Source organism: Cryobacterium sp. MP_3.1 (assembly GCF_035984795.1).
GTDB lineage: Bacteria > Actinomycetota > Actinomycetes > Actinomycetales > Microbacteriaceae > Cryobacterium > Cryobacterium zongtaii.
In genome coordinates, this window is record NZ_JAXCHV010000016.1 from 19,229 (window position 1) to 42,045 (window position 22,817).

Sequence of the window (22,817 nt, forward strand, 5' to 3'; positions counted from 1 at the left end):
CCGGGCACCTGTCTGTAGTCGATCGAGCAGCGGATGGTGCCTAGTCGACGAGGTCTTCGTACAGGACTGTGCTGATGTACCGCTCGCCGAAACCGGGCACGATCACGACGATGGTCTTGCCGGCGTTCTCGGGCAGCTTGGCCTGCTCGAGAGCGGCCCACACCGCGGCGCCTCCCGAGATTCCGGCGAGGATGCCCTCTTCGGTGGCCAGGGCGCGGGCCGTGGCGACGGAGTCGGCGAGGGTCACATCGGTGACCTCGTCGTAGACGTGGGTGTCGAGGACGCTCGGCACGAAGTTGGCGCCGATGCCCTGGATCTTGTGCGGGCCGGGGGCACCGCCGGTGAGGATGGGGGAGTCCTTGGGCTCGACACCGATCACGCGGACGGACGGCTTCCGCTCCTTGAGCAGCTGGCCGGCGCCGGTGATGGTGCCGCCGGTTCCGATGCCCGCCACGAGCAGGTCCACGGCGCCGTCGGTGTCGTCCCAGATCTCCACCCCGGTGGTGGCCTTGTGGATGGCCGGGTTCGCCGGGTTGTCGAACTGGCGGGCCCAAATGGCGCCAGGGGTGGCCGCGACGATTTCCTTGGCCTTCTCCACCGCGCCGCGCATGCCCTCTGAGCCGGGCGTGAGCACAAGCTCGGCGCCGTAGGCGCGCAGCAGGATCTTGCGCTCCTTGCTCATGGTCTCCGGCATGGCCAGGATGACCGAATAGCCGCGGGCGGCGCCGACCATGGCCAGGGCGATGCCGGTGTTGCCGCTGGTGCCCTCCACGATGGTGCCGCCGGGCTTGAGCTCACCGGAGGCTTCGGCGGCGTCGACGATGGCGATGCCGATGCGGTCCTTGACGCTGCTGGACGGGTTGTAGAACTCGAGCTTCGCGAGCACCGTCGCGGTGGAGGTGCCGGGCAGACGGTTGAGCTTCACCAGCGGGGTGCCGCCGACAGTTTCGGTAATGTCTGAGTAAATCCGTGCGGACATCGGTAGACCTTTCCTGGGGCTCTCCTGGAGCCGACTGGTGCGGATGCTCCGCAGGTGGGTGGTGCCGTAACGAAATCCGTGCTCTGGCGCGCCTCGTTCAGCCTAGAGCCCCGACGATACCCAGTGGGTGCCCCGGAGTTGCGTAAGATTCCAGTTTGTGACGCCTTCCCCTAGCAACTCCGGCTCCCTGTCCGATATTCCAACGACGATCGAGCGGATGCGGGCGTTCGCCACCGCTGCCTTGACCGGAGCGGGAATCGAAGGCGCCGAGATCGACGCCGACCTGTTGATCGGGCACGTCCTCGGCCAGAGCCGCGGGCAGGTTCAGGCCGGCGCCTTCATGGGCACCGCCCTCAGCGACACCGACGCCGCGGCCATCGTCGCTCTCGTCCAGCGCCGGGAGAAGCGCGAACCCCTGCAGCACATCACCGGCCGCGCGCCGTTCCGCGGCCTGGAACTCAATGTGGGACCCGGCGTTTTTGTGCCACGCCCTGAAACAGAGGGGGTCGCCCAACTGGCCATCGACGCCCTGCGTTCGATGGCAGACCCCGAGCCGATCGGGGTGGACTTGGGCACCGGCAGCGGCGCCATCGCCCTGGCCCTGGCCACCGAGGTGCCGCACGCCCGCGTCTACGCCTGCGAGAACTCGGCCGACGCGTTCCCGTGGACCAGCCGCAACTTCACCGAGGTGGCAGCCGAGAACGCCACCCTGGTCTTCGCCGACCTCGCCGGCGCCTTCACCGAGTTGAACGGCACCGTCGCTGTGGTGGTGTCCAACCCGCCCTACATCCCGGCCGACGCCATCCCCCGCGACCCGGAGGTGCGCCTGTTCGACCCGGCCCACGCCCTCTTCGGCGGGCCGGATGGCCTCGACATCGTGCGACTGGTGTCCCAGACGGGCCTGCGTCTGCTGCGGCCGGGCGGAGCGCTCATCATCGAGCACGGCGAGCTGCAGGGCGCCGAAATCCGCGCCCTCCTCGATGGCGACGGTTGGCGGGCCACCGCCACCCACCGCGACCTCACCACCCGAGACCGCAGCACCACGGCCCTGCGCCCGTGAGCGTGCACACGACGGGCGAACTCGCGCTCCTCGGTCAGGAGCAACTCGCGGGCTGGCTAGTCTCTAGCACCGCCGATTACGTCAACGACCTGGAGGCAGGCGGGCTCAGCCGGGCTGCGGCCGAGAACAAGGCCAACGAATCCACCCGGCGCGAATTCCCGGGTGGAGTGCCCGCAGCCGGTCAGCACGTCTACGCGATCACGGTGGTGGGCGAGCAGGTCGGCGTGATCTGGCTCTCTGCGGGGCCGGAGGATGACCCCACCAACTGGTGGATCCTGGACCTCGTGGTCTTCGAGGAGTTTCGGGGCCGTGGACACGGCCGCCCGGCGATGCAGCTGGCCGAGACCGAAGCCGCCAGGCACGGTGCGGCCAAGCTCACCCTGAACGTCTTCGCGCGCAATGCCACGGCCCGGTCCCTCTACGCATCCCTGGCCTACGCGCCCACGAAGATCGTGATGGAAAAACACCTCCCTGCCCCCGCGAACTGAGCGAAAAGCCCCCAAAACGCGCCAAAACCGGGGCTTAACTCATGGTTCGCTGGCCCCGAGCCCGGGCCCTCACAGGCTGGCTGCACTAGAATCGTGCCCGATGACACGTATTTATGACTGCTCGGTCGATGAGGAACGCTCGACGGGCATGAGACTGGCACGCTCGGCGATCGGCCGCGGTGCGCTCGTCGTCATCCCCACCGACACCGTCTACGGCCTCGCCGCGGACGCATTCAACCCCGAGGCCGTGCAGAAACTGCTCGACGCCAAGGGCCGGGGCCGCCAGTCGCCCCCGCCGGTGCTCATCCCGGGCATTCCCACCCTCGACGCCCTCGCCCAGGACGTGCCGGAGCCCGTGCGCGCCCTGGTCGCGGAGTTCTGGCCCGGCGGTCTCACCGTGGTGCTCACCGCGCAGTCCTCCCTGGTCTGGGACCTGGGTGAGACCCAGGGCACCGTCGCCCTGCGGATGCCCCGCAACCAGGTGGCCCTGGACCTGCTGGCCGAGACCGGCCCACTCGCCGTCTCGAGCGCCAACACCAGCGGCCTGCCCTCGGCCATCGACGTCATCGGCGCAGAAGAGATGCTCGGCATCAGTGTCGCCGTCTACCTCGACGGGGGAGTCGCGGGACTGGACTACGAGCCGATCGGCGACCGCGCCGGCGACACCTCCTCCACCATCGTGGATGCCACCGGCTTCGCCACCAACGGCGGCAAGTTGGTCATCGTGCGGAACGGTGTGATCTCCCGAGCCGCGATCGAGGCCGTCATCGGCGACGCTCTCGCCCCAGTGGACGTGTAATGACCCTTTTCTTCCTGTTGGCTGTGGTGTCGGCGGTCGTGACCTTCGTCATGTCGATCGTGGTGCTCAAACTCACCCACAAGTACCGGCTGTACCCCAAGATCCGTGAACGTGATGTGCACACCCGGCCCACCCCGCGGCTGGGCGGCATCGCCATGTTCCTGGGCATCCTGGTCGCCTTCGGGGTGTCCTACCTGGTGGCCTCCCAGTTCGCGCCGCTGCGGTTGATCTTCGCCGACCCGCACCAGATCATGGCCATCCTCGGCGCGGCCCTGCTCATCGTGCTGCTCGGTGTCGCCGACGACATCTGGGACCTCGACTGGATGACCAAGCTGCTGGGTCAGTTCATCGCCGCCGGCTTGGTGGCCTGGCAGGGCGTGCAGGTCTTCTCCCTGCCGATCGGCGGACTCACCGTCGGATCCTCCTGGATGTCGATCGTGATCACGGTCATGGCCATCGTCATCGTGATGAACATGATCAACTTCATCGACGGACTCGACGGGCTGGTCGCCGGGGTCGCGCTCATCGCCAACGGTGTGTTCTTCATCTACAGCTACCTGCTGGTGCGCGACACCTCGCCCACCAACTACTTCAACCTCGCCTCCCTGATCGCTGCGATCCTGGTCGGCGCCTGCGTGGGGTTCCTGCCGGTGAACTGGCGCCCCGCCAAGATGTTCATGGGCGACGCCGGCGCCCTCCTCGTCGGACTGCTGATGGCCACCTCGGCCATCGCGATCACCGGCCAGGTCGACCCAACGGCCGTCAACCGGTCCCAGCTGTTCCCGGCCTTCATCCCGCTGATCCTGCCGGTGGCGATCCTCATCATCCCGCTGCTCGACTTCGGCCTGGCGGTGTTCAGGCGGGTTCGCGCCGGGAAGTCGCCGTTCAGCGCCGACCGCAAGCACCTGCACCACCGGCTCCTGGACATGGGGCACTCGCACTTGCACGCCGTGCTGATCTTCTACGCCTGGACCGCCGCCGCATCGGTGGGCTGCCTGCTCTACTACCTGCTCCCGGTGTTCTTCGGTCTGCCCACCTGGTGGGCCACCGTCTTCCTGGTGAGCGCCCTGGTTATCTGCACGGTTGTCACCCTCGCCCCGCTGAGCCGCCGCAAGGCCATCGAGGCCGCCAGCCAGCTCGCCCCGGCGACCGGCGCCATCGGCGTCCCCACCATTGCCCGGCTTGATCCCCTCGACGAAGCGTCTGACGCCAAGGAGCCCGTATGACCCCCGCACTCGATTCCCCCGACTCCGCAGGCGCGCCAGCCACACCGACCAGGACGACGCCGGTGGATGCCAAGAAAATCCTCACCGAGGTCCTCAAGTACACCGGCCTACTGGCCATCGCGATCGCCGTGATCGGCGGCAGCCTCGGCTACCTGTTCGCCGGAACTGAGGGCCTCATCAGCGCCCTCATCGGCACCGCGTTGGCTGTTCTGTTCGCGTCCATCACCGCCGCCAGCATCATCGGGGCGATGAGATTCGACATCGCGGCGTTCTTCGGAATCGTCATGGGTGCCTGGCTGCTGAAGATCGTCGTCTTCATCGTCATCCTGGCCCTGCTGCGCGATGCCCCCTTCGTGCAGACGATGGTGCTCTTCCTCACGGTGATCGCCGGGGCCGTCGGCACCATGCTCATCGACGTGATCGTGGTCTTCAAATCACGTCTGGGCTACGCGAGCAATGTCACGCTTCCGAGCGCACCGGATGAGACCGCGCACTGACCGCGCACCGGTCACGTCGATTAGTCCCCAAGAGCGATTGTTGGTAAAGTGAAAACACTCTCAGGTGGCAGTGTGCGCCCCCGAGCCGTAGACCGAATTCCCCCACTGTCGCCTATGTGCGTCCGCACAGAAACAGGAGATAGCGCTGTTGTCTAACGCTGCGTACTTGCTGATTCCCATGGCATCCGAGGAGGGCGAATTCCACGCTCCGGGGATTGGCGAATTCCTGGGCCTCCCCGCGCTGTTCTTCGCAGACACGCCCTTCGAGATCAACCGGATCATCCTGGTTCGACTGCTGGCCATCGCGCTCATGCTGTTCCTGTTCTGGTTCGCACTGCGCAAGCCCACCCGGGTTCCGGGTCGCAACCAGAGCATCGCGGAACTCGCCCTCGGCTTCGTCCAGGTGCAGATCGCAGACCAGATCCTGGGCAAGGACATGGGCCGGCGTTACCTGCCCCTCCTGGCCGGGCTGTTCTTCGGCATCCTGGCGATGAACATCACCGGTGTGGTGCCGTTCATGAACATCTCGGGAACATCGATCATCGCGATGCCGTTGCTGCTCGGCCTGGTCGCCTACGTCGTGTTCATCTACGCCGGCATCAAGGCGTTGGGCCCGGGCAAGTTCTTCAAGAACTCGCTCTTCCCCGCCGGTGTGCCGTGGCCGATCTACATCCTGCTCGCGCCGATCGAGTTCATCAACATCTTCATCGTCCGGCCGCTCTCGCTGGCCCTGCGACTCCTACTCAATATGATGGTCGGGCACCTGCTGCTCGTGCTGTGCTTCAGTGCCACGAACTTCTTCTTCTTCACCGCCGGTGGATGGGTCGGACTCTTCGGCGTTGGAACACTCGCGTTCGGGTTCATCTTCACCTTTGTTGAATTCGCCGTCTACATCCTCCAGGCGTACATCTTCACCCTTCTGACCGCCGTGTACGTGCAACAAGCCGTGGCTGAAGAGCACTGACACAACTGAACTGGCTACGTCGACCGACGTCGTTTTTCGATTGAAAGGAAACACCTAGTGGAACCCACCATCCTCGCCGAGATCACCGGCAACATCGCGACCGTCGGTTACGGCCTTGCCGCGATCGGCCCGGGCATCGGCATCGGTATCGTCGCCGGAAAGACCGTTGAAGCCATGGCTCGCCAGCCCGAGCTCGCCGGCCGTCTCCAGGTCACCATGTTCCTCGGCATCGCGTTCACCGAGCTCCTCGCGTTCATCGGTGTTGCCGTATTCTTCATCTTCGTCTAGGGATTACCACAATGCCTGAGCTTGTTCTCGCAGCAGAAGCGGAAACCAACCCGTTTCTTCCTGCCATCTACGACATCACCTGGTCGCTTGTCGTCCTCCTGGTTGTCATGGTCTTCTTTGTACGCTTCGCGATCCCGCGTTTCCGTCAGATCCTTGACGACCGTGCGGAGGCCATCGAAGGGAACATCGCCAAGGCAGACGACGCCCAGCGCAAGGCCGAAGCTGCTCTCGAGCAGTACACCGCCCAGCTGGCCGTTGCCCGCGTCGAAGCCGGCCAGATCCGCGAGCAGGCACGCGCCGACGGTCAGCGCATTCTCGCCGAGCTGCGGGAACAGGCCACGTCAGAGGCCAACCGCATCACGGCAACCGCGAAGGCACAGATTGAGGCCGAGCGTCAGTCCGCTGTCCAGTCGCTGCGCAGTGAAGTCGGATCCCTCGCCATCGACCTCGCCTCCGGCGTGATCGGGGAGAGCCTGAACGACGATGCGCGTGCAAGCGCCATGGTCGAGCGGTTCCTCGTTGACATCGAAGCCACCGAGAACACGGCCCCTTCGGCCGGAAAGAACTAAGACACATGGGAAGCGCCACCAGAGAAGCCTTGGCCACGTCGCGGGCGGCACTCGCCGCCCACGCCGAGTGGGCTGATCTGGCGACGGGTGAGAACCTGTTCGACGCCGGCCGGGTCATCGGTGAGTCGTCTCAGCTTCTCGCCGCTCTCGGCGATTCGTCTGCGGAGGAGTCGCACAAGATCGCGCTCGTTCGTGCGGTCTTCGGTGCCACCGTCACGCCCGCCGCTCTCGAATTGCTGCTGAGCGTGGCTGTCGGCCGCTGGTCGAGCCACCAGGATCTGCTGGCCGCGCTCGAAGAGCTGGCGTTGCGGGTGACGGCGGATTCGGCCGAGCCGAACGTGTCGATCCGATCCGAACTGTTCCAGTTCGGTGCGGCGGTGTCCTCGGATGCCGAACTCGAGTTGGCCCTGACCAGCAAGCTGGGTAAGTCCTCAGCCAAGGTCGGACTCATCCAGGCGCTCCTCGCCGACAAGGTGTCGCCCCAGACCCTCGTCATCGTTCGCCACCTGGTGCAGCAGCCTCGCGGCCGCCGTATCGGCGAGCTTCTCACGGATGCGGCCACCATCGTCGCCGATCAGGCCGACAGCATCCTTGCGACGGTCACCGTGGCGGCAGCGCTGCAGCAGGGGCAGTTGGACCGCCTCGCCGCGACGCTCTCGGCCCGGTACGGACGCAACGTCGCCCTCAACCAGGTCATCGACGCATCCGTCATCGGTGGCCTCAAGGTACAGATCGGCGATGACGTCATTGACGGCAGCGTCTCCACCCGTCTCAAGGACTTGAGACTGCAGCTTGCTGGCTAACCTTCGGGTTGCCAGAACACACATATCTCGAGACGGTAACGTGTCGAAAAGACAAAGCCTGTACTGCTGTACAGAAAAGGGAAGATGATGGCAGAACTAACGATCAGCCCCGATGAGATCCGTGACGCTCTCCAGGACTTCGTCAAGTCCTATGAGCCGAACAAGGCCGCAACGACCGAGGTCGGCTACGTCACCACCGCGGGCGATGGCATCGCCCACGTGCAGGGTCTCCCCGGCGTGATGGCCAACGAGCTCATCAAGTTCGCGGACGGCACCCTCGGCCTCGCGCTGAACCTCGACGAAGACGAGATCGGTGTCGTCGTCCTCGGCGAGTTCGCCGGCATCGTCGAAGGCATGGAGGTGTACCGCACCGGCGAGGTCCTCTCCGTTCCCGTTGGCGACGGTTACCTCGGCCGTGTCGTCGACCCGCTCGGCGCCCCGATCGACGGTCTCGGTGAGATCGCCACGGACGGTCGCCGCGCCCTCGAGCTGCAGGCTCCCGGCGTCATGCACCGCAAGAGCGTGCACGAGCCGATGCAGACCGGCATCAAGGCGATCGACGCGATGATCCCGATCGGCCGTGGCCAGCGCCAGCTGATCATCGGTGACCGCCAGACCGGCAAGACCGCCATCGCGGTGGACACCATCATCAACCAGAAGGCCAACTGGGAGTCCGGCGACTCGAACAAGCAGGTTCGCTGCATCTACGTCGCCATCGGCCAGAAGGGCTCCACCATCGCTTCGGTGAAGGGTGCGCTCGAGGATGCCGGAGCGATGGAGTACACGACCATCGTCGCCGCTCCCGCGTCCGACCCGGCCGGCTTCAAGTACCTCGCGCCGTACACCGGCTCGGCCATCGGCCAGCACTGGATGTACGCCGGCAAGCACGTTCTCATCATCTTCGACGACCTGTCCAAGCAGGCCGAGGCCTACCGTGCGGTGTCGCTGCTGCTGCGTCGTCCGCCGGGACGCGAAGCGTACCCCGGCGACGTGTTCTACCTGCACTCCCGTCTGCTCGAGCGTTGCGCCAAGCTCTCCGACGAGCTCGGTGCCGGATCGATGACCGGCCTGCCGATCATCGAGACCAAGGCCAACGACGTTGCCGCCTACATCCCGACCAACGTGATCTCGATCACCGACGGCCAGATCTTCCTGCAGTCCGACCTCTTCAACGCCAACCAGCGCCCCGCGGTCGACGTGGGAATCTCGGTTTCGCGTGTTGGTGGTGACGCCCAGGTCAAGTCGATCAAGAAGGTCTCCGGTACCCTCAAGCTCGAACTGGCCCAGTACCGTTCTCTCGAGGCGTTCTCGATGTTCGCATCTGACCTCGACCCGGCCAGCCGTCGCCAGCTTGCTCGTGGCGCCCGTCTCACCGAGCTGCTCAAGCAGCCGCAGTACTCGCCGTACCCCGTCGAAGACCAGGTCGTTTCGATCTGGGCCGGTACGAACGGCAAGCTGGACGAGGTTCCCCTCGAGGACATCCTGCGTTTCGAACGCGAACTGCTCGACTTCCTCGGTCGCACCACCGGCATCCTCACGACGCTCCGCGACACCAACGTGCTCAGCGACGACACCGTCGCCGAACTGACCACCGCGGTTGACACCTTCAAGCGCGAATTCCAGACCGGTGAGGGCAAGCCCCTGGCTTCCGTCGGCCGCGAAGAGTTCGTTGCCACCAAGGCAGAAGACGTCAACCAGGAAAAGATCGTCAAGCACAAGCGCTGACCGCGCATCCGGTTCGAGCCGCCCCAGGCGGCTCGGACCGGGTACTTGACACTCATCGACACGATATCTAAGCAAGCACAGGAGACACATGGGAGCGCAACTTCGGGTCTACCGGCAGAAGATCAAGTCTGCCCAGACGACCAAGAAGATCACTCGGGCCATGGAGTTGATCTCCGCTTCGCGCATCCAGAAGGCGCAGGCGCGAGTCGCGGCTTCCACCCCGTATTCGCGTGCGATCACGCAGGCGGTGTCGGCCGTCGCCACCTACTCGAACGTCGAGCACGTGCTGACCACCGAACCCGAGGTCATCAACCGTGCCGCGGTCGTCATCTTCGCCTCGGACCGTGGACTCGCGGGCGCGTTCAGCTCGCAGGTACTGCGTGAGGCTGAACAGCTCAGCGAGCTGCTGCGCAACCAGGGCAAGGACGTCGTCTATTACCTCGTCGGCCGCAAGGCCCTGGCGTACTTCAGCTTCCGCCGTCGTGTGTCCGAGCAGTCGTGGACCGGCGGAACCGACCGTCCCGAGTTCGACACCGCCCAGGAGATCGGCGACGCACTTCTGTCGGCCTTCCTGCGCGAAGCCGATGACGGTGGCGTCGACGAGATCCACATCGTCTACAACCGCTTCGTGAGCATGGTCACCCAGGTTCCCCAGGTTGTGCGCCTTCTGCCCCTGGAGGTCGTCGAGGGTGAAGCCGGCGACGTGCCCGCCACGCTGCCGCTCTACGAATTCGAACCGGACCCCGAGACCGTGCTCGACGCCCTGCTGCCGGTCTACATCGAAAGCCGCATCTTCAACGCCATGTTGCAGTCCGCGGCCTCGGAGCACGCCAGCCGCCAGAAGGCGATGAAGTCGGCCAGCGACAATGCCGACAAGCTCATCAAGGACTTCACCCGGCTGTCGAACAATGCGCGCCAGACCGAGATCACGCAGCAGATTTCCGAGATCGTGGGTGGAGCCGACGCGCTCTCATCCGCCAAGAACTAATCCAGAGAAGAGAGAGCAATGACTGACACCGCAATCGCGCCAGTCCTCGAAGAGGGCACAGCCGGCGCTGTGGGCCGCATCGCACGCGTCACGGGCCCCGTCGTGGACATCGAGTTCCCGCACGACTCGATCCCTGGCATGTACAACGCGCTCAAGACGACCATCGTCATCGGCGACGAGTCGACCGAGATCACCCTCGAGGTCGCCCTGCACCTCGGTGACGACCTGGTTCGCGCCATCGCCCTGAACCCGACCGACGGCCTCGTCCGCGGCCAGGAGGTCCGGGACACCGGCTCGCCCATCATGGTTCCGGTCGGCAACGTCACCAAGGGCCGCGTCTTCAACGTCATCGGCGAGGTCCTCAACGCCAAGCCCGGTGAGAAGATCGAGATCACCGAGCGCTGGCCCATCCACCGCAAGCCGCCGCCCTTCGACCAGCTGGAGTCGAAGACCCAGCTGTTCGAGACCGGCATCAAGGTCATCGACCTGCTCACGCCGTACGTGCTCGGTGGAAAGATCGGCCTCTTCGGTGGTGCCGGTGTCGGCAAGACCGTCCTGATCCAGGAAATGATCCAGCGCGTCGCGCAGGACCACGGTGGTGTGTCGGTGTTCGCCGGTGTCGGCGAGCGTACCCGTGAGGGCAACGACCTCATCGGCGAAATGGAAGAGGCGGGCGTCTTCGACAAGACCGCCCTCGTGTTCGGCCAGATGGACGAGCCGCCGGGAACGCGTCTGCGTGTCGCGCTCTCCGCGCTGACCATGGCCGAGTACTTCCGTGACGTCGCCAAGCAGGACGTGTTGCTCTTCATCGACAACATCTTCCGCTTCACCCAGGCCGGATCCGAGGTGTCGACCCTGCTGGGCCGTATGCCGTCCGCCGTGGGTTACCAGCCGAACCTGGCCGACGAGATGGGCATCCTGCAGGAGCGCATCACGTCTACCCGTGGCCACTCGATCACCTCGCTGCAGGCCATTTACGTGCCTGCTGACGACTACACCGACCCGGCTCCGGCGACCACGTTCGCGCACCTCGACGCCACCACCGAGCTGTCGCGAGAGATCGCGTCGAAGGGCCTGTACCCGGCCGTCGACCCGCTCACCTCGTCCAGCCGTATCCTCGACCCCCGCTACTTGGGCGCCGACCACTACAACACGGCCGTTCGCGTCAAGGCGATCCTGCAGAAGAACAAGGAACTCCAGGAGATCATCGCGATCCTCGGTGTTGACGAGCTCTCTGAAGAGGACAAGGTGACCGTGGCCCGCGCCCGGCGCATCCAGCAGTTCCTGTCGCAGAACACCTACATGGCGAAGAAGTTCACGGGCGTCGAGGGTTCGACGGTGTCGCTCAAGGACACCATCGAGTCGTTCACGGCCATCGCCAACGGTGACTTCGACCACGTGTCGGAGCAGGCATTCTTCAACGTCGGTGGCATCAACGACGTCGAAGAGAAGTGGGCTCAGATCCAGAAGGAGAACGGCTAAGCATGGCTTCGGCTTCGCTCACCGTGACTCTCGTCTCGGCGGACCAGCAGGTCTGGTCCGGCGAGGCGTCCATGGTTGTCGCGCGCACGGTGGAAGGCGAGATCGGTATTCTTGTCGGCCACGAGCCGTTGCTGGCCATCCTGTCCAGCGGCGAGGTTCGCATCACGCTGCTGGACGGAACCAAGGTCGTCGCCGAGGCTGACGACGGGTTCCTGTCCGTGGATAACGACATCATCTCCGTTGTCGCCCGCCGGGCCGCACTCGTTTAGGCGCCGCCTGATTTAGGATCCTTGTGTTTGTATTGCTACCGCCGTCGGAGACGAAACGCTCCGGCGGCGTTTGCATGCCCCTGGCGATCGACTCCCTGGCCTTCCCGGCGCTGACCGGTCGCCGCCACATGCTCACCGCCGCCCTGGCGGCGCTGGCCGCCGACCAGGACGCGACCGTGCGCGCCCTCAAGCTCGGCCGTACCCAACTCGCCGAGATCGACCGCAACGCCGCCCTGCTGTCCTCCCCGACGACCCCGGTCATCGACAGGTACACCGGGGTGCTCTACGACGCGTTGGCCGCCGACACCCTGTCGCCGGCGGCCCGCGACTTCGCAGGCCGGCACCTGCTGGTGCACTCCGCGCTGCTCGGACCCATCGGCGGGCTCGACCTCGTGCCCGCCTACAGGCTCTCCCACGACTCTCGCCTGCCGGGCCTGCCCCTCAAAAAGCACTGGGCCACCGACGTGTCCGCGGCGCTCGAGGCCACCGCGTCCGATGGTTCGGGCGGGCTGCTGCTCGACCTGCGCTCGGAAGGGTACGTGTCGCTGGGACCGGCGGCGGGGCATCCGCGGCGGTTCTACCTGCGGGTGGTGACCGAGAGCGCCGATGGCCGCACCCGTGCCCTCAACCACTTCAACAAGAAGGCCAAGGGCGAATTCACCAGAGCGCTGCTGCAGAACGGCCAGGCCTTCGACACCGTCGACGCGCTGCTCGCCTGGGCGCCGACGGCCGGACTCGCCCTGCGGCCCGGCGCCGCCGGCGAACTCGAACTCGTCGTCGCCGGTCACCTCTAGTATGAATTCGTGCAGAGACAACGAGTAAACGTCACCGTCACCGGCGCCGGGGGCAACATCGGCTATGCGCTGATGTTCCGCATCGCCTCGGGCCAATTGCTCGGCCCTGACGTTCCCGTCGCGCTCCGCCTGCTGGAGATCCCCAGCGGTCTCCGCGCCGCGGAGGGCAGCGCCTTCGAACTGCAGGACAGCGCCTTCCCCCTGCTGCGCGACGTGCTCGTGACGGATGACCCGGTGCAGGCCTTCGACGGCGCCAACGTGGCCATCCTGGTGGGCTCGCGGCCCCGCGGCCCCGGCCAGCAGCGTGCGGACCTGCTCGAGGGCAACGCTCGCATCTTCGGCCCGCAGGGCGCCGCGATCAACGCCGGCGCCGCCGACGACATCAGGGTGGTCGTGGTGGGCAACCCGGCCAACACCAATGCCCTGGTCACGGCCAGCCATGCGCCGGATGTGCCCGCCGACCGTTTCACCGCCCTGACCAGGCTCGACCACAACCGCGCGGTCGCCCAGCTCGCGGCGCACCTGTCGGTGCCGGTCACCTCGGTGAGCGGCGTGGCTATCTGGGGCAACCACTCGGCGCTGCAGTACCCCGACGTGTCCCACGCCACCATCGACGGACGCCCGGTGCGGGAGCTCGTCGACGAGGCCTGGCTGGTGAACGAGTTCATCCCGCGGGTGGCCAACCGCGGCGCCGAGATCATCGCCGTGCGCGGAGCGTCCTCGATGGGGTCTGCCGCCAGCGCCACGGTCGACCATGTCTACGACTGGGTGAACGGCACCGGTCACGACTGGACCAGCGCCGGAGTGTTCTCCGACGGGGCATACGGTGTGCCGGCCGGCCTGGTGTCGTCCTACCCCGTGCGCTCCCTGGGCGGCCGCTGGGCGATCGAGCCGGGGCTGGCTGTTGACGACTTCTCCCGCGCGCGGATCGACAGCTCGGTGGCCGAACTGCAGGCGGAGCGCGCCGCCGTCGGTGCCCTGGGGCTGCTCGGCCCGCGAGAATCCGCCTAGGCCGGCGCCGGCGCCAGGTGGCAGCCGAGCACGTGGTCGTTCACGAGCCCGCTCGACTGCATCAGCGCGTACATGGTGGTCGGGCCCACGAACCTGTAGCCGCGGGCTCTGAGCGCCGTGCTGAGCGCGGTGGACTCCGGCGTGATCGCCGGCACCTCGGCCAGATCAGTGAGCGGCGCGCTCCGCGGTGCCGGCGCGAAGCTCCAGATCAGCTCGGTCAGGCTCTCGCCCAGAGCCACGGTGGTTCGGGCGTTGTCGATGGTGGCGGTGATCTTGCCCCGGTGCCGGATGATGCGCTCATCGGTGAGCAGCCGCTCCACGTCCGCCTCGGTGAACGCGGCAACGGCATCGACGTCGAAACCGGCGAACGCGGCCCGGAACGCCGGCCGGCGCCGGAGGATCGTGATCCAGGACAGCCCGGCCTGGAATCCCTCCAGGCACAGCTTCTCGAACAGGCGCTGCTCATCGCGCAACGGCCGGCCCCACTCCTCGTCGTGGTAGCGCCGGTATTCGGCGTCGTTCGCGGCCCAGCCGCACCGGGACACTCCGTCGTCACCGACGACGACGGATGGCCGCGGAATCACGGTCTCCTCCGTTGTCATCCGACGAACTCGATGCCCTCGTGCCGCAGCAGCCACTGTTTAGTGGGGATGCCCTCGCCGGCGCTGAAACCGGTGATGCGTCCGTTGGAGGCGAGCACCCGATGGCAGCCCACCAGGATCGGTGCCGGGTTCGCGCCCACGGCGCCGCCGATCGCCCGGCCGGCGCCGCTCCTGCCGATCGAACGGCCCAGCTCACCGTAGGAAAGATGATCGCCGAACGGGATGGCGGCCAGACCCCGCCAGACGCTCTGCTGGAACTCGGTGCCGCGGTTCAATCGCACCGGCACGTCGAAGGTGACCCTCGCGCCGGCGAAGTACTCGCCGAGTTCAGCGGCGGCGCGTCGCAGCAGCGGGTTGGGAGCCTCCGGCAGGCCTTCCAGGGGGAGGTGGCCGTCCCTGATGATGGCCAGGGACCAGACCTCGGTGTCATCGCCCGTGAGCTCGAGATCGCCGAGGGGGCTCTGCACGCGGATCAGGTTCGGGGGAGTGGGGGCTGCGCTGGTCATAGTGTGACTGTAGTCGGCGGTCCCGAACGGTTCCGGCGGTTTTCGGACAGGGGAATATCCGGCCGGTCAGGGGCCTGTGGAGGAGGGGCCGCAGGTGGTCACATCATCGCCGCACAGGAATAGTCTGTAGCAATGGCTCAGATCGACTATCGCACTCTCGGCAACTCCGGCCTCGTCGTCTCGACGATCGGTCTGGGCTGCAACAACTTCGGCCGAAACGGAACCAGCACCGAGACCCAGGCGGGCACCTCCCTGGTGATCGACGCGGCCATCGACACCGGCGTGACCCTGTTCGACACCGCGGACATCTACGGCGCGGAACGCGGACTCAGCGAAACCCTGATGGGCAACGCCCTGCGCGGCAAGCGCGACCAGATCGTGCTCGCCACCAAGTTCGGCATGGACATGGCCGGCGCGAACGGCCCCGATTGGGACGCCCGCGGCTCCCGCCGCTACATCCGTCTGGCCGTCGAAGCGTCGCTCACCCGCCTGCAGACCGACTGGATCGACCTGTACCAACTGCACCGGCCCGACGCCAACACCCCCATCGAGGAGACCCTCGAGACCCTGGACGACCTCATCCGTGAGGGCAAGATCCGCTACATCGGCCACTCCAACCTGGCCGGCTGGCAGATCGCCGAAGCCGAATTCACCGCCAGGATCAACCATCACCCGGCCTTCATCTCGGCGCAGAACGAGTACAGCCTGCTCGTGCGCGACGCCGAAGACGAGGTCCTGCCCGCCGTGAACGCCTACGGCCTGGGCTTCCTGCCGTTCTTTCCGCTCTACAACGGGCTGTTCACCGGCAAGTTCAGTCGTGAGGGCGGCCCGGCGGACAGCCGCATCATGACCATCCGCCGGCACCTGCTCGACGACGCCCCCTGGGACACCATCGAGCGTTACCAGCAGTTCTGCGACGACCGCGGCGTGAGCATGCTGGCCGCGACCCTGGCCTGGCTCCTGGCCCAGCCCGGACTCACCAGCGTGATCGCCGGCGCCACCAAGCCGGAGCAGATCGTGCAGAACGCCGAGGCCGCCACCACCTGGCGGCCCACGGCCGACGACGTCGCCTACATCTCCGCCCTCTTCGCCTGATGCTCTGGACACTGCTCGTTCGCTACCTCCGGCCGCACTGGCGCCTGCTGGTGGCCGTCGTCGTCTTCCAGCTGGCGCAGTCGATCGCGTCGCTCTACCTGCCATCGTTGAACGCCGACATCATCGACGAGGGCGTGGCCACCGGCGACACCGGCTACATCCTCCGCGTCGGCGGGATCATGCTGCTGATCACCCTCGGCCAGATCATCTGCGCCATCATCGCCGTCTACTTCGGCGCCAAGGCGGCCATGGCCCTCGGCCGTGACCTGCGCGGGGCGGTCTTCACCAGGGTCGGAGAATTCTCCGAGCAGGAGGTCAGCCGATTCGGCGCCCCCTCGCTGATCACCCGCTCCACCAACGACGTGCAACAGGTGCAGATGCTCGTGCTGACCACCTGCACCCTGCTGGTCTCAGCGCCCATCCTCTGCATCGGCGGGGTGATCATGGCGATGCGCCAGGACCTCGAACTGTCCTGGCTGATCGCCGTCAGCGTGCCCGTGCTGCTCGTGGCCGTCGGGCTGATCATCGTGCGCATGGTGCCGCTGTTCAGGGTGATGCAGGTGCGCATCGACACCGTCAACCGGGTGCTGCGCGAACAGCTCACCGGTATCCGGGTCATTCGCGCGTTCGTGCGCGAAGACGTGGAGACCCGCCGCTTCGGCCAGGCCAACACCGACGTCACCCACACCGCCCTGCAGGCCGGCCGGCTGATGGCGCTGATGTTCCCCGTGGTGATGCTGGTGCTCAACGTCTCCAGCGTCGCCGTGATCTGGTTCGGTGCGTTCCGCATCGAAGACGGCTCGATGCAGGTGGGCACCCTGATCGCGTTCCTCAGCTACCTGATGCAGATCCTGATGGCCGTGATGATGGCCACCTTCATGGCCGTGATGATCCCCCGCGCCACCGTGTCGGCCGACCGGATCGGCGAGGTGCTCGACACCGCCTCCAGCGTGCGCCCTCCGGAGAACCCGGTGAACCAGACGCACGGGCACGGCGAGCTGGAGCTTCGGGGCGTGAGCTTCGCCTACCCCGGCGCCGAACAGCCCGTGCTCAGCGACATCAGCTTCGTGGCCAGACCCGGGTTCACCACCGCCATCATCGGCAGCACCGGTTCGGGCAAGACCACCCTGGTCAACCTGCTGCCGCGCCTGTTCGATGCCACCAGCGGCACCGTGCTGTTCGGCGGTGTCGACGTGCGCGAGTTGAACCCCGACCTGCTCTGGGGCCACATCGGCCTGGTTCCGCAGAAGCCCTACCTGTTCTCCGGCACCGTGCGCAGCAACCTGCTCTACGGCAAGCCGGATGCCACCGAGGCCGAGATCTGGCAGGCGCTGGAGACCGCGCAGGCCCGCGACTTCGTCGAACGCCTCGACGGCGGCCTCGACGCCGCCATCGCCCAGGGCGGCACCAACGTTTCCGGCGGCCAGCGGCAACGCCTCGCAATCGCCCGGGCGCTGGTGAAACGGCCGGAGCTGTATATCTTCGATGACTCGTTCTCGGCGCTCGACCTCGCCACGGATGCCCGGCTGCGGGCGGCCCTGGCTGCGGACGTCGCCGACGCGACCATGATCATCGTGGCCCAGCGGGTGTCCACGATCCTCGACGCCGACCAGATCCTCGTCGTCGAAGACGGCCGCATCGTCGCCAGCGGCACCCACGAACAGCTGCTGGCGACCTCGTCGACCTACCAGGAAATTGCGGCATCCCAGCTGGCAGCGGAGGCCACCTCATGAGCGACACCGAAACCGCCGACGACAAGGTACCGGCACGCCCACCGCGGGGCGGCGGCCCGTTCGGCGGCATGAACATGCCGGCCGAGAAGGCGATGAACTTCGGGCCGAGCGCCAAACGCCTGATCGGCACGCTCCGCCCCGAGCGGGTGTGGTTGGCGCTGGTGCTGGTGCTCGCCGTGATCAGCGTCACATTCTCGGTGATCGGCCCCCGGCTGCTCGGCGAGGGCACCAACCTGATCTTCTCCGGCGTCGTGAGCAAGGCGCTGCCGGCCGGGGCCACTCAGGCCGAGGTGATCGCCGGGCTGCGCGCATCCGGCGACACCGCGCAGGCCGACATGCTCAGCGCCATGACCCTCACCCCAGGCCTCGGCATCGACTTCGCGGCCCTCTCTGCAGTGTTGTTCTGGGTGCTGGCGCTCTACATCCTCGCGTCGGTGTTCAGCTGGCTGCAGGCGCTGGTACTCAACGCCGTCGTGCAGCGCACGGTGTTCAGGCTGCGCGAGGAAATCGAGGCCAAGATCAACCGGCTGCCGCTGGGCTACTTCGACACCGTCAAGCGCGGTGAGCTGCTCAGCCGGGTGACCAACGACGTCGACAACATCTCGCAGAGCCTGCAACAGTCGCTCAGCCAGGTGGTCACGTCGCTGCTCACCGTCATCGGCGTGATCGTGATGATGCTGCTGCTCTCGCCGCTGCTCGCCGTGATCGCGCTGGTCACCGTGCCGCTGACCCTGGTCACCACGGTGCTGATCGCCAAGCGGTCGCAGAGGCTCTTCGTGGCGCAGTGGGCGCACACCGGGGAGCTCAACGGCCAGATCGAGGAGACCTTCTCCGGGCACGCCCTGGTCAAGGTCTTCGGCCGGCAGAAGGAGGTGGAGCAGCGCTTCGCCGCGAAGAACGACGAACTCTACGAGGCCAGCTTCGGCGCCCAGTTCGTCAGCGGCATGATCATGCCCGCCATGACCTTCATCGGCAACCTGGTCTACGTGGCCATCGCCGTCGTCGGTGGCCTACAAGTGGCGTCGGGGGCCATGCAACTCGGTGACGTTCAGGCGTTCATCCAGTACTCCCGGCAGTTCACCCAGCCGCTGGCGCAGCTGGGCTCGATGGCCAATCTGCTGCAGTCCGGCGTTGCCAGCGCCGAGCGGGTCTTCGAGCTGCTGGATGCCGACGAGCAGACCCCGGACGCCGACCCGGCCGAGACGCCCGCGGAGACCCGCGGGCGACTGGTGTTCGAGGACGTGTCCTTCAGCTACAGCGCCGACAAGCCGCTCATCCAGGGCCTGAACCTGGTGGCCGAACCCGGCCAGACCGTGGCGATCGTGGGCCCGACCGGCGCCGGCAAGACCACCTTGGTGAACCTGATGATGCGCTTCTACGAGCTCGACGGGGGCCGGATCACCCTGGACGGTGTGGATATCGCCCGGATGACCCGCAACGACCTGCGCGGCCGGATGGGCATGGTGCTGCAGGACACCTGGCTGTTCGGCGGCAGCATCCGCGACAACATCGCCTACGGCCGGCCGGACGCCACCGAGGAGCAGATCCTCGAGGCCGCGACGGCCACCTACGTTGACAGGTTCGTGCACTCGCTGCCGGACGGCTACGACACCGTGCTCGACGACGAGGGCGGCAACGTCAGCGCGGGGGAGAAGCAGCTGCTCACCATCGCGCGGGCGTTCCTGGCCCGGCCCAGTGTGCTGATCCTCGACGAGGCCACCAGCTCCGTCGACACCCGCACCGAGGTGCTTGTGCAGCACGCCATGAAGGCACTCCGCGCCGACCGCACCAGCTTCGTGATCGCGCACCGGCTGTCGACCATCCGCGACGCCGACCTGATCCTGGTGATGGAGGCGGGCCGGATCGTGGAGCAGGGCAGCCACGCCGAGCTGCTCGAAGCCGACGGCGCATACAGGTCCCTCTACGACTCCCAATTCGCAGCAGCCATCGAGTAGCCCCGGCCCCGCGAACCATGAGAAAAGCCCCAGAAACGTCGAGTTTCTGGGGCTTTTCTCACAGTTTGCGAGTTATTTGGCGGGCCAGACGGGGAGGACGGCGCGGCCGGCGGTGGAGTTGTAGACCACGGCGAACGAGCCGTACCAGGCCAGCAGTGCGGTGAGGATGCCGAACCAGCCGCCGAGCTGGTGGATCGCGGTGATCCCGGTGTACGCGCCGATGGCCAGCAGCACGAAGGTGATCGAGAGGGCGACGAAGACGATGAAGATCGAGCCGTTGGTCTTCTTGGCGGCCACGGTCATGTAGAGCGTGAAGATCGCCCAGGCCAGCAGGAAGGTGCCCATGCCGGCGGCGCCGGCCTCGACATTGCCGCCGGTGCTCTCCAGATACCAGAACGCCAGCCAGAACGCACCGAACGAGGTGAACGCCGTGGCGCCGAAGGTGTTGCCGTTGCGCAGCTCCCAGATGCCGGCGATGACCTGGGCGATGCCGCCGTAGAACAGCGCGAGGCCGAGGACGGCGACGCTGGAGGGAACGATGCCGGTGTTGGACATGCTGAGCACGAAGGTGGTGAGCGCGAACGCGCCCAGGCCGAGGGCGCCGGGATCGGCGAGGGGGCCGTGGGACGGGGCTGCGGACACGGGTGCGGCGGGTGCTGTCGCGGAGACCGCGGGGGCCTCCGGATACGTCGTATTGATCTGATTCATTTGTTTTGAGATTATCAGCCGCACGCGGCCCCACCTCGCCGACCGAGTAGTGCACAGGCCACCGGCCCGGCAGGTTCTGCACAGGTCGGCCGGCGTCCGGTCGCCCTGGCCGGATCCGGCGCACCGTCGATGCATGCAGAAGACAATCGTGAAGACCCCGACTCCCCAGGATTTCCTCGCCCTCGTGCCCCAACTCGTGGGCTTCCACCCCGCCCAGAGCCTGGTGCTCGTCGCGTTCCGCGGCAACCGCACCTGCGGTGCGCTGCGGTTCAACCTCCCCAGACCCGACGCCGGTGCGCAGGAACTGCGGCGCATCGCCGGCGCCCTGCTCGGCACCCTGTGCAAGATTCCCGGCGTTGACGCCCTCGTGCCGGTGAGCTACACCGACGAGTCGATCGGCGACGACCCGGCGACCGACGTCGCCGACCTGCCGCAGGGCGCGTTCCTGCTGGCGATCCTCACCCGCGCCGGCCAGGCCGGCTTCCTGGTGCGCGACGCCCTGTGCGTGGCAGCGGATGGCTGGGCCTCCTACCTGGACGCCGCACCTGACCGCGGCCGGCCGCGCAAAAAGCCGCTGCGGCATCCGCTCCGCGAAATCGCGGACTCCAGCGTCAGCGAGGGAATCCCACGTGACGCCCGCCGTGAATTGGGCCGGCTGCACACCGGCGCCGAGTTGCCCAGGGTGGACCTCGCCACCCGGGAACGCTGCGCCAGGCGCCTGGCCCGCTACCAACGGCTCGGCCCCGATCTGGGACCGGTCCCTGAGCTGATCGAGATGGTCGGCGACATGCTCGACCCTGTCGGCACCGCGGAATCCGCGCTGGGCGTGAACCCCGCGGAGCTCAGCATCGACGAGGCCGCCGCGCTGCTCTTCCTGATCCAGGGTCCGGCCACGCGCGACCAGATGATGCTGCAGTTCGCCTTCGGCGAGGCCGAGGGCCACCGTAGCCTGGCGCTGAACCGGCACTACGCCAGACGGCAGCGGGAGACGGGCCTGAGTATGGACGACGTCGTCGAGGCCGACATCGCGGCCGGCCGGGCCCTGCAGGAGGACTCGCCGACGACCGGGGACCTGATGCTCGGCCTCAGCCGGGACCGGCCGGACCCGGAGCGGGTCAGCCGGGGCATCCGGCTGCTCAAGCTGCTCGTGGCGATGGCACCCCGGTCGGCCAGGCCGGCGCCGCTGTGCATGCTGGCCTGGCTGAGCTGGACGCTGGGCCAGGGGTCGGTCGCGGGAATCTACATCGACACGGCTCTGGACATCGACGGCGAGTACGGCATGGCGCGGCTGCTGTTGCAGCTGATCGGCAGCGGCCACCTGCCGGAGTGGGCGTTCGCCGTGCCAGACGAGACGGACCTTTGAGCCCGTTCAGGCAGCCGGGGCCTGCGCGATGCGCACGGTGTTTCCGGACGGATCCCGGAAGGCGCAGTCGCGTGGACCCCAGGGCTGGTCGGTGGGCTCCTGGAGAACCTCGGCACCGGACGCCCGCACGGTCTCGAACGTCGCGTCGACGTCGTCCGAGCGGAACACGAGCATCGGCAGGACCCCCTTGGTGAGCAGCTCCTGGAGCGCGTCGCCGTCGGCCGGCGACCGGCCGGCGTGCGGCTCCGACAGCACGATCTCGAGACCGGGCTGGGCATCGCTGCCGAGCGTGACCCAGCGGAATTTTCCGGACGGCACGTCGCTGCGCACCTCGAGCCCGAGCGCGTCCCGATAGAACGCGATCGCCTCGTCGACATCGTTGACGGTGATGTTGCAGTACTGGAGTGAGATTGTCGTTGTCATGCGACGAATCTAGGCCGCTACCGTCCCGTGCGCTTCTTGGATCCTGCTCGATTCGCGGGCAGTGCCCGGCGGGCGCCGAACCGGGCGGGTGTGAGTCTGGGCGACACAGGCCGGCATGGCCGTCACGGACGCGTGCGTGCGCGCCCGATAGGCGCTCGGAGCCTCGCCGACGATCTCGGCGAACCGGGTGCTGAACGAGCCCAGCGAGGTACAGCCGACCCTCATGCAGGCATCCGTGACGCTCGCGCCACCGCGGAGCAACGCCATCGCCCGCTCGATCCGGCGGGTCATCAGGTAGCTGTACGGCGTCTCGCCGTACGCCGCCCGGAACCGGCGGGAAAAGTGCGCGGGCGACATCAGCGCCCGGCGCGCCATGGTGGGGACGTCGAGCGGGTTCGCGTACTCCCGATCGATCAGGTCCCGGGCCCGGCGCAGGCAGGCGAGAATCTCGAGTTCCTGCGGAGTCACCATTTCACGCTAGCACCGGGCC

Annotated in this window: 25 protein-coding genes; 19 read left to right on the forward strand and 6 right to left on the reverse strand. The window is 67.1% G+C overall.

Annotation, left to right across the window (positions count from 1 at the left end):
- Window positions 1-40 precede the first annotated feature (40 nt).
- Window positions 41-979 (reverse strand): cysteine synthase A, encoded by a 939-nt coding sequence (gene cysK, locus RCH12_RS11405; RefSeq protein WP_088455442.1) that lies wholly within the window; start codon window positions 977-979, stop codon window positions 41-43.
- A 217-nt stretch (window positions 980-1,196) separates the two neighbouring features.
- Between cysK and prmC the strand changes: the two genes are divergently transcribed.
- From prmC to RCH12_RS11480, 15 genes are all read left to right on the forward strand, one after another.
- Complete coding sequence (prmC, locus tag RCH12_RS11410) at window positions 1,197-2,039, forward strand: peptide chain release factor N(5)-glutamine methyltransferase (RefSeq protein WP_327016963.1); 843 nt, start codon at window positions 1,197-1,199, stop codon at window positions 2,037-2,039.
- A complete protein-coding gene (locus RCH12_RS11415) occupies window positions 2,036-2,527 on the forward strand; it encodes a GNAT family N-acetyltransferase (RefSeq protein WP_327016935.1) in 492 nt (163 codons plus the stop codon). The genes prmC and RCH12_RS11415 overlap by 4 nt, the downstream gene beginning before the upstream one ends.
- Window positions 2,528-2,627: 100 nt before the next feature.
- Entirely contained in the window at window positions 2,628-3,326 is a 699-nt protein-coding gene (locus RCH12_RS11420) for an L-threonylcarbamoyladenylate synthase (RefSeq protein WP_103431192.1), read from the forward strand.
- Window positions 3,326-4,552, forward strand: coding sequence for an MraY family glycosyltransferase (locus tag RCH12_RS11425; protein ID WP_088455445.1), 1,227 nt, complete (start codon window positions 3,326-3,328; stop codon window positions 4,550-4,552). The genes RCH12_RS11420 and RCH12_RS11425 overlap by 1 nt, the downstream gene beginning before the upstream one ends.
- Window positions 4,549-5,049 (forward strand): hypothetical protein, encoded by a 501-nt coding sequence (locus tag RCH12_RS11430; protein WP_327016936.1) that lies wholly within the window; start codon window positions 4,549-4,551, stop codon window positions 5,047-5,049. The genes RCH12_RS11425 and RCH12_RS11430 overlap by 4 nt, the downstream gene beginning before the upstream one ends.
- A gap of 178 nt (window positions 5,050-5,227) precedes the next feature.
- Window positions 5,228-6,013, forward strand: a complete 786-nt coding sequence (gene atpB / locus RCH12_RS11435; RefSeq protein ID WP_088455447.1) for a F0F1 ATP synthase subunit A — start codon at window positions 5,228-5,230, stop codon at window positions 6,011-6,013.
- A 57-nt stretch (window positions 6,014-6,070) separates the two neighbouring features.
- Window positions 6,071-6,301, forward strand: a complete 231-nt coding sequence (atpE, locus tag RCH12_RS11440) for an ATP synthase F0 subunit C (RefSeq protein WP_088455448.1) — start codon at window positions 6,071-6,073, stop codon at window positions 6,299-6,301.
- 11 nt (window positions 6,302-6,312) lie between these two features.
- Window positions 6,313-6,870 carry a F0F1 ATP synthase subunit B gene (locus tag RCH12_RS11445; RefSeq protein WP_327016937.1) on the forward strand — a complete coding sequence of 186 codons (558 nt, stop codon included), beginning with the start codon at window positions 6,313-6,315 and terminating at the stop codon, window positions 6,868-6,870.
- A 5-nt stretch (window positions 6,871-6,875) separates the two neighbouring features.
- On the forward strand, window positions 6,876-7,673 hold the full coding sequence (locus RCH12_RS11450) for a F0F1 ATP synthase subunit delta (RefSeq protein ID WP_088455450.1): 798 nt from the start codon (window positions 6,876-6,878) through the stop codon (window positions 7,671-7,673).
- 87 nt (window positions 7,674-7,760) lie between these two features.
- On the forward strand, window positions 7,761-9,398 hold the full coding sequence (gene atpA / locus RCH12_RS11455; protein ID WP_088457895.1) for a F0F1 ATP synthase subunit alpha: 1,638 nt from the start codon (window positions 7,761-7,763) through the stop codon (window positions 9,396-9,398).
- An 88-nt stretch (window positions 9,399-9,486) separates the two neighbouring features.
- Window positions 9,487-10,386 (forward strand): F0F1 ATP synthase subunit gamma, encoded by a 900-nt coding sequence (locus RCH12_RS11460; protein WP_088455451.1) that lies wholly within the window; start codon window positions 9,487-9,489, stop codon window positions 10,384-10,386.
- 18 nt (window positions 10,387-10,404) lie between these two features.
- A complete protein-coding gene (atpD, locus tag RCH12_RS11465; protein ID WP_088455452.1) occupies window positions 10,405-11,868 on the forward strand; it encodes a F0F1 ATP synthase subunit beta in 1,464 nt (487 codons plus the stop codon).
- Between the two features lie 2 nt (window positions 11,869-11,870).
- Window positions 11,871-12,137 (forward strand): F0F1 ATP synthase subunit epsilon, encoded by a 267-nt coding sequence (locus RCH12_RS11470; RefSeq protein WP_103431195.1) that lies wholly within the window; start codon window positions 11,871-11,873, stop codon window positions 12,135-12,137.
- Between the two features lie 23 nt (window positions 12,138-12,160).
- Complete coding sequence (locus RCH12_RS11475) at window positions 12,161-12,931, forward strand: YaaA family protein (RefSeq protein ID WP_103431196.1); 771 nt, start codon at window positions 12,161-12,163, stop codon at window positions 12,929-12,931.
- 9 nt (window positions 12,932-12,940) lie between these two features.
- On the forward strand, window positions 12,941-13,942 hold the full coding sequence (locus tag RCH12_RS11480; RefSeq protein ID WP_327016938.1) for a malate dehydrogenase: 1,002 nt from the start codon (window positions 12,941-12,943) through the stop codon (window positions 13,940-13,942).
- Here the strand turns inward: RCH12_RS11480 and RCH12_RS11485 are convergent.
- Window positions 13,939-14,544: a DNA-3-methyladenine glycosylase I gene (locus tag RCH12_RS11485; RefSeq protein WP_327016939.1), complete on the reverse strand. Its 606-nt coding sequence runs from the start codon at window positions 14,542-14,544 to the stop codon at window positions 13,939-13,941. The genes RCH12_RS11480 and RCH12_RS11485 overlap by 4 nt on opposite strands.
- A complete protein-coding gene (locus RCH12_RS11490; protein WP_103431199.1) occupies window positions 14,541-15,050 on the reverse strand; it encodes a methylated-DNA--[protein]-cysteine S-methyltransferase in 510 nt (169 codons plus the stop codon). Before RCH12_RS11490 ends, RCH12_RS11485 begins: the two co-directional genes overlap by 4 nt.
- A 132-nt stretch (window positions 15,051-15,182) precedes the next feature.
- Between RCH12_RS11490 and RCH12_RS11495 the strand changes: the two genes are divergently transcribed.
- The 3 genes from RCH12_RS11495 to RCH12_RS11505 are packed head-to-tail and all read left to right on the forward strand — an operon-like array spanning window position 15,183 to window position 19,833.
- Window positions 15,183-16,145 carry an aldo/keto reductase gene (locus RCH12_RS11495; RefSeq protein ID WP_103431200.1) on the forward strand — a complete coding sequence of 321 codons (963 nt, stop codon included), beginning with the start codon at window positions 15,183-15,185 and terminating at the stop codon, window positions 16,143-16,145.
- Window positions 16,145-17,878, forward strand: a complete 1,734-nt coding sequence (locus RCH12_RS11500) for an ABC transporter ATP-binding protein (RefSeq protein ID WP_327016940.1) — start codon at window positions 16,145-16,147, stop codon at window positions 17,876-17,878. The genes RCH12_RS11495 and RCH12_RS11500 overlap by 1 nt, the downstream gene beginning before the upstream one ends.
- A complete protein-coding gene (locus RCH12_RS11505) occupies window positions 17,875-19,833 on the forward strand; it encodes an ABC transporter ATP-binding protein (protein WP_103431202.1) in 1,959 nt (652 codons plus the stop codon). The genes RCH12_RS11500 and RCH12_RS11505 overlap by 4 nt, the downstream gene beginning before the upstream one ends.
- Window positions 19,834-19,905: 72 nt before the next feature.
- On the opposite strand, the gene RCH12_RS11510 is transcribed toward RCH12_RS11505, so the two are convergent.
- Entirely contained in the window at window positions 19,906-20,541 is a 636-nt protein-coding gene (locus RCH12_RS11510; RefSeq protein ID WP_103431203.1) for an acetate uptake transporter, read from the reverse strand.
- A gap of 133 nt (window positions 20,542-20,674) precedes the next feature.
- On the opposite strand from RCH12_RS11510, the gene RCH12_RS11515 reads away from it, so the two are divergent.
- The gene (locus tag RCH12_RS11515) at window positions 20,675-21,904 is read left to right on the forward strand and encodes a DUF4192 domain-containing protein (RefSeq protein ID WP_327016941.1); all 1,230 of its coding nucleotides are present in this window, start codon (window positions 20,675-20,677) and stop codon (window positions 21,902-21,904) included.
- Window positions 21,905-21,910: 6 nt separating this feature from the next.
- Here RCH12_RS11515 and RCH12_RS11520 read toward each other — a convergent pair whose 3' ends face one another.
- Both RCH12_RS11520 and RCH12_RS11525 read right to left on the reverse strand, forming a co-directional pair.
- Window positions 21,911-22,327 (reverse strand): VOC family protein, encoded by a 417-nt coding sequence (locus RCH12_RS11520; RefSeq protein ID WP_088455462.1) that lies wholly within the window; start codon window positions 22,325-22,327, stop codon window positions 21,911-21,913.
- Window positions 22,328-22,336: 9 nt separating this feature from the next.
- Complete coding sequence (locus RCH12_RS11525) at window positions 22,337-22,795, reverse strand: helix-turn-helix transcriptional regulator (protein ID WP_103459662.1); 459 nt, start codon at window positions 22,793-22,795, stop codon at window positions 22,337-22,339.
- Between the last annotated feature and the right edge of the window lie 22 nt (window positions 22,796-22,817).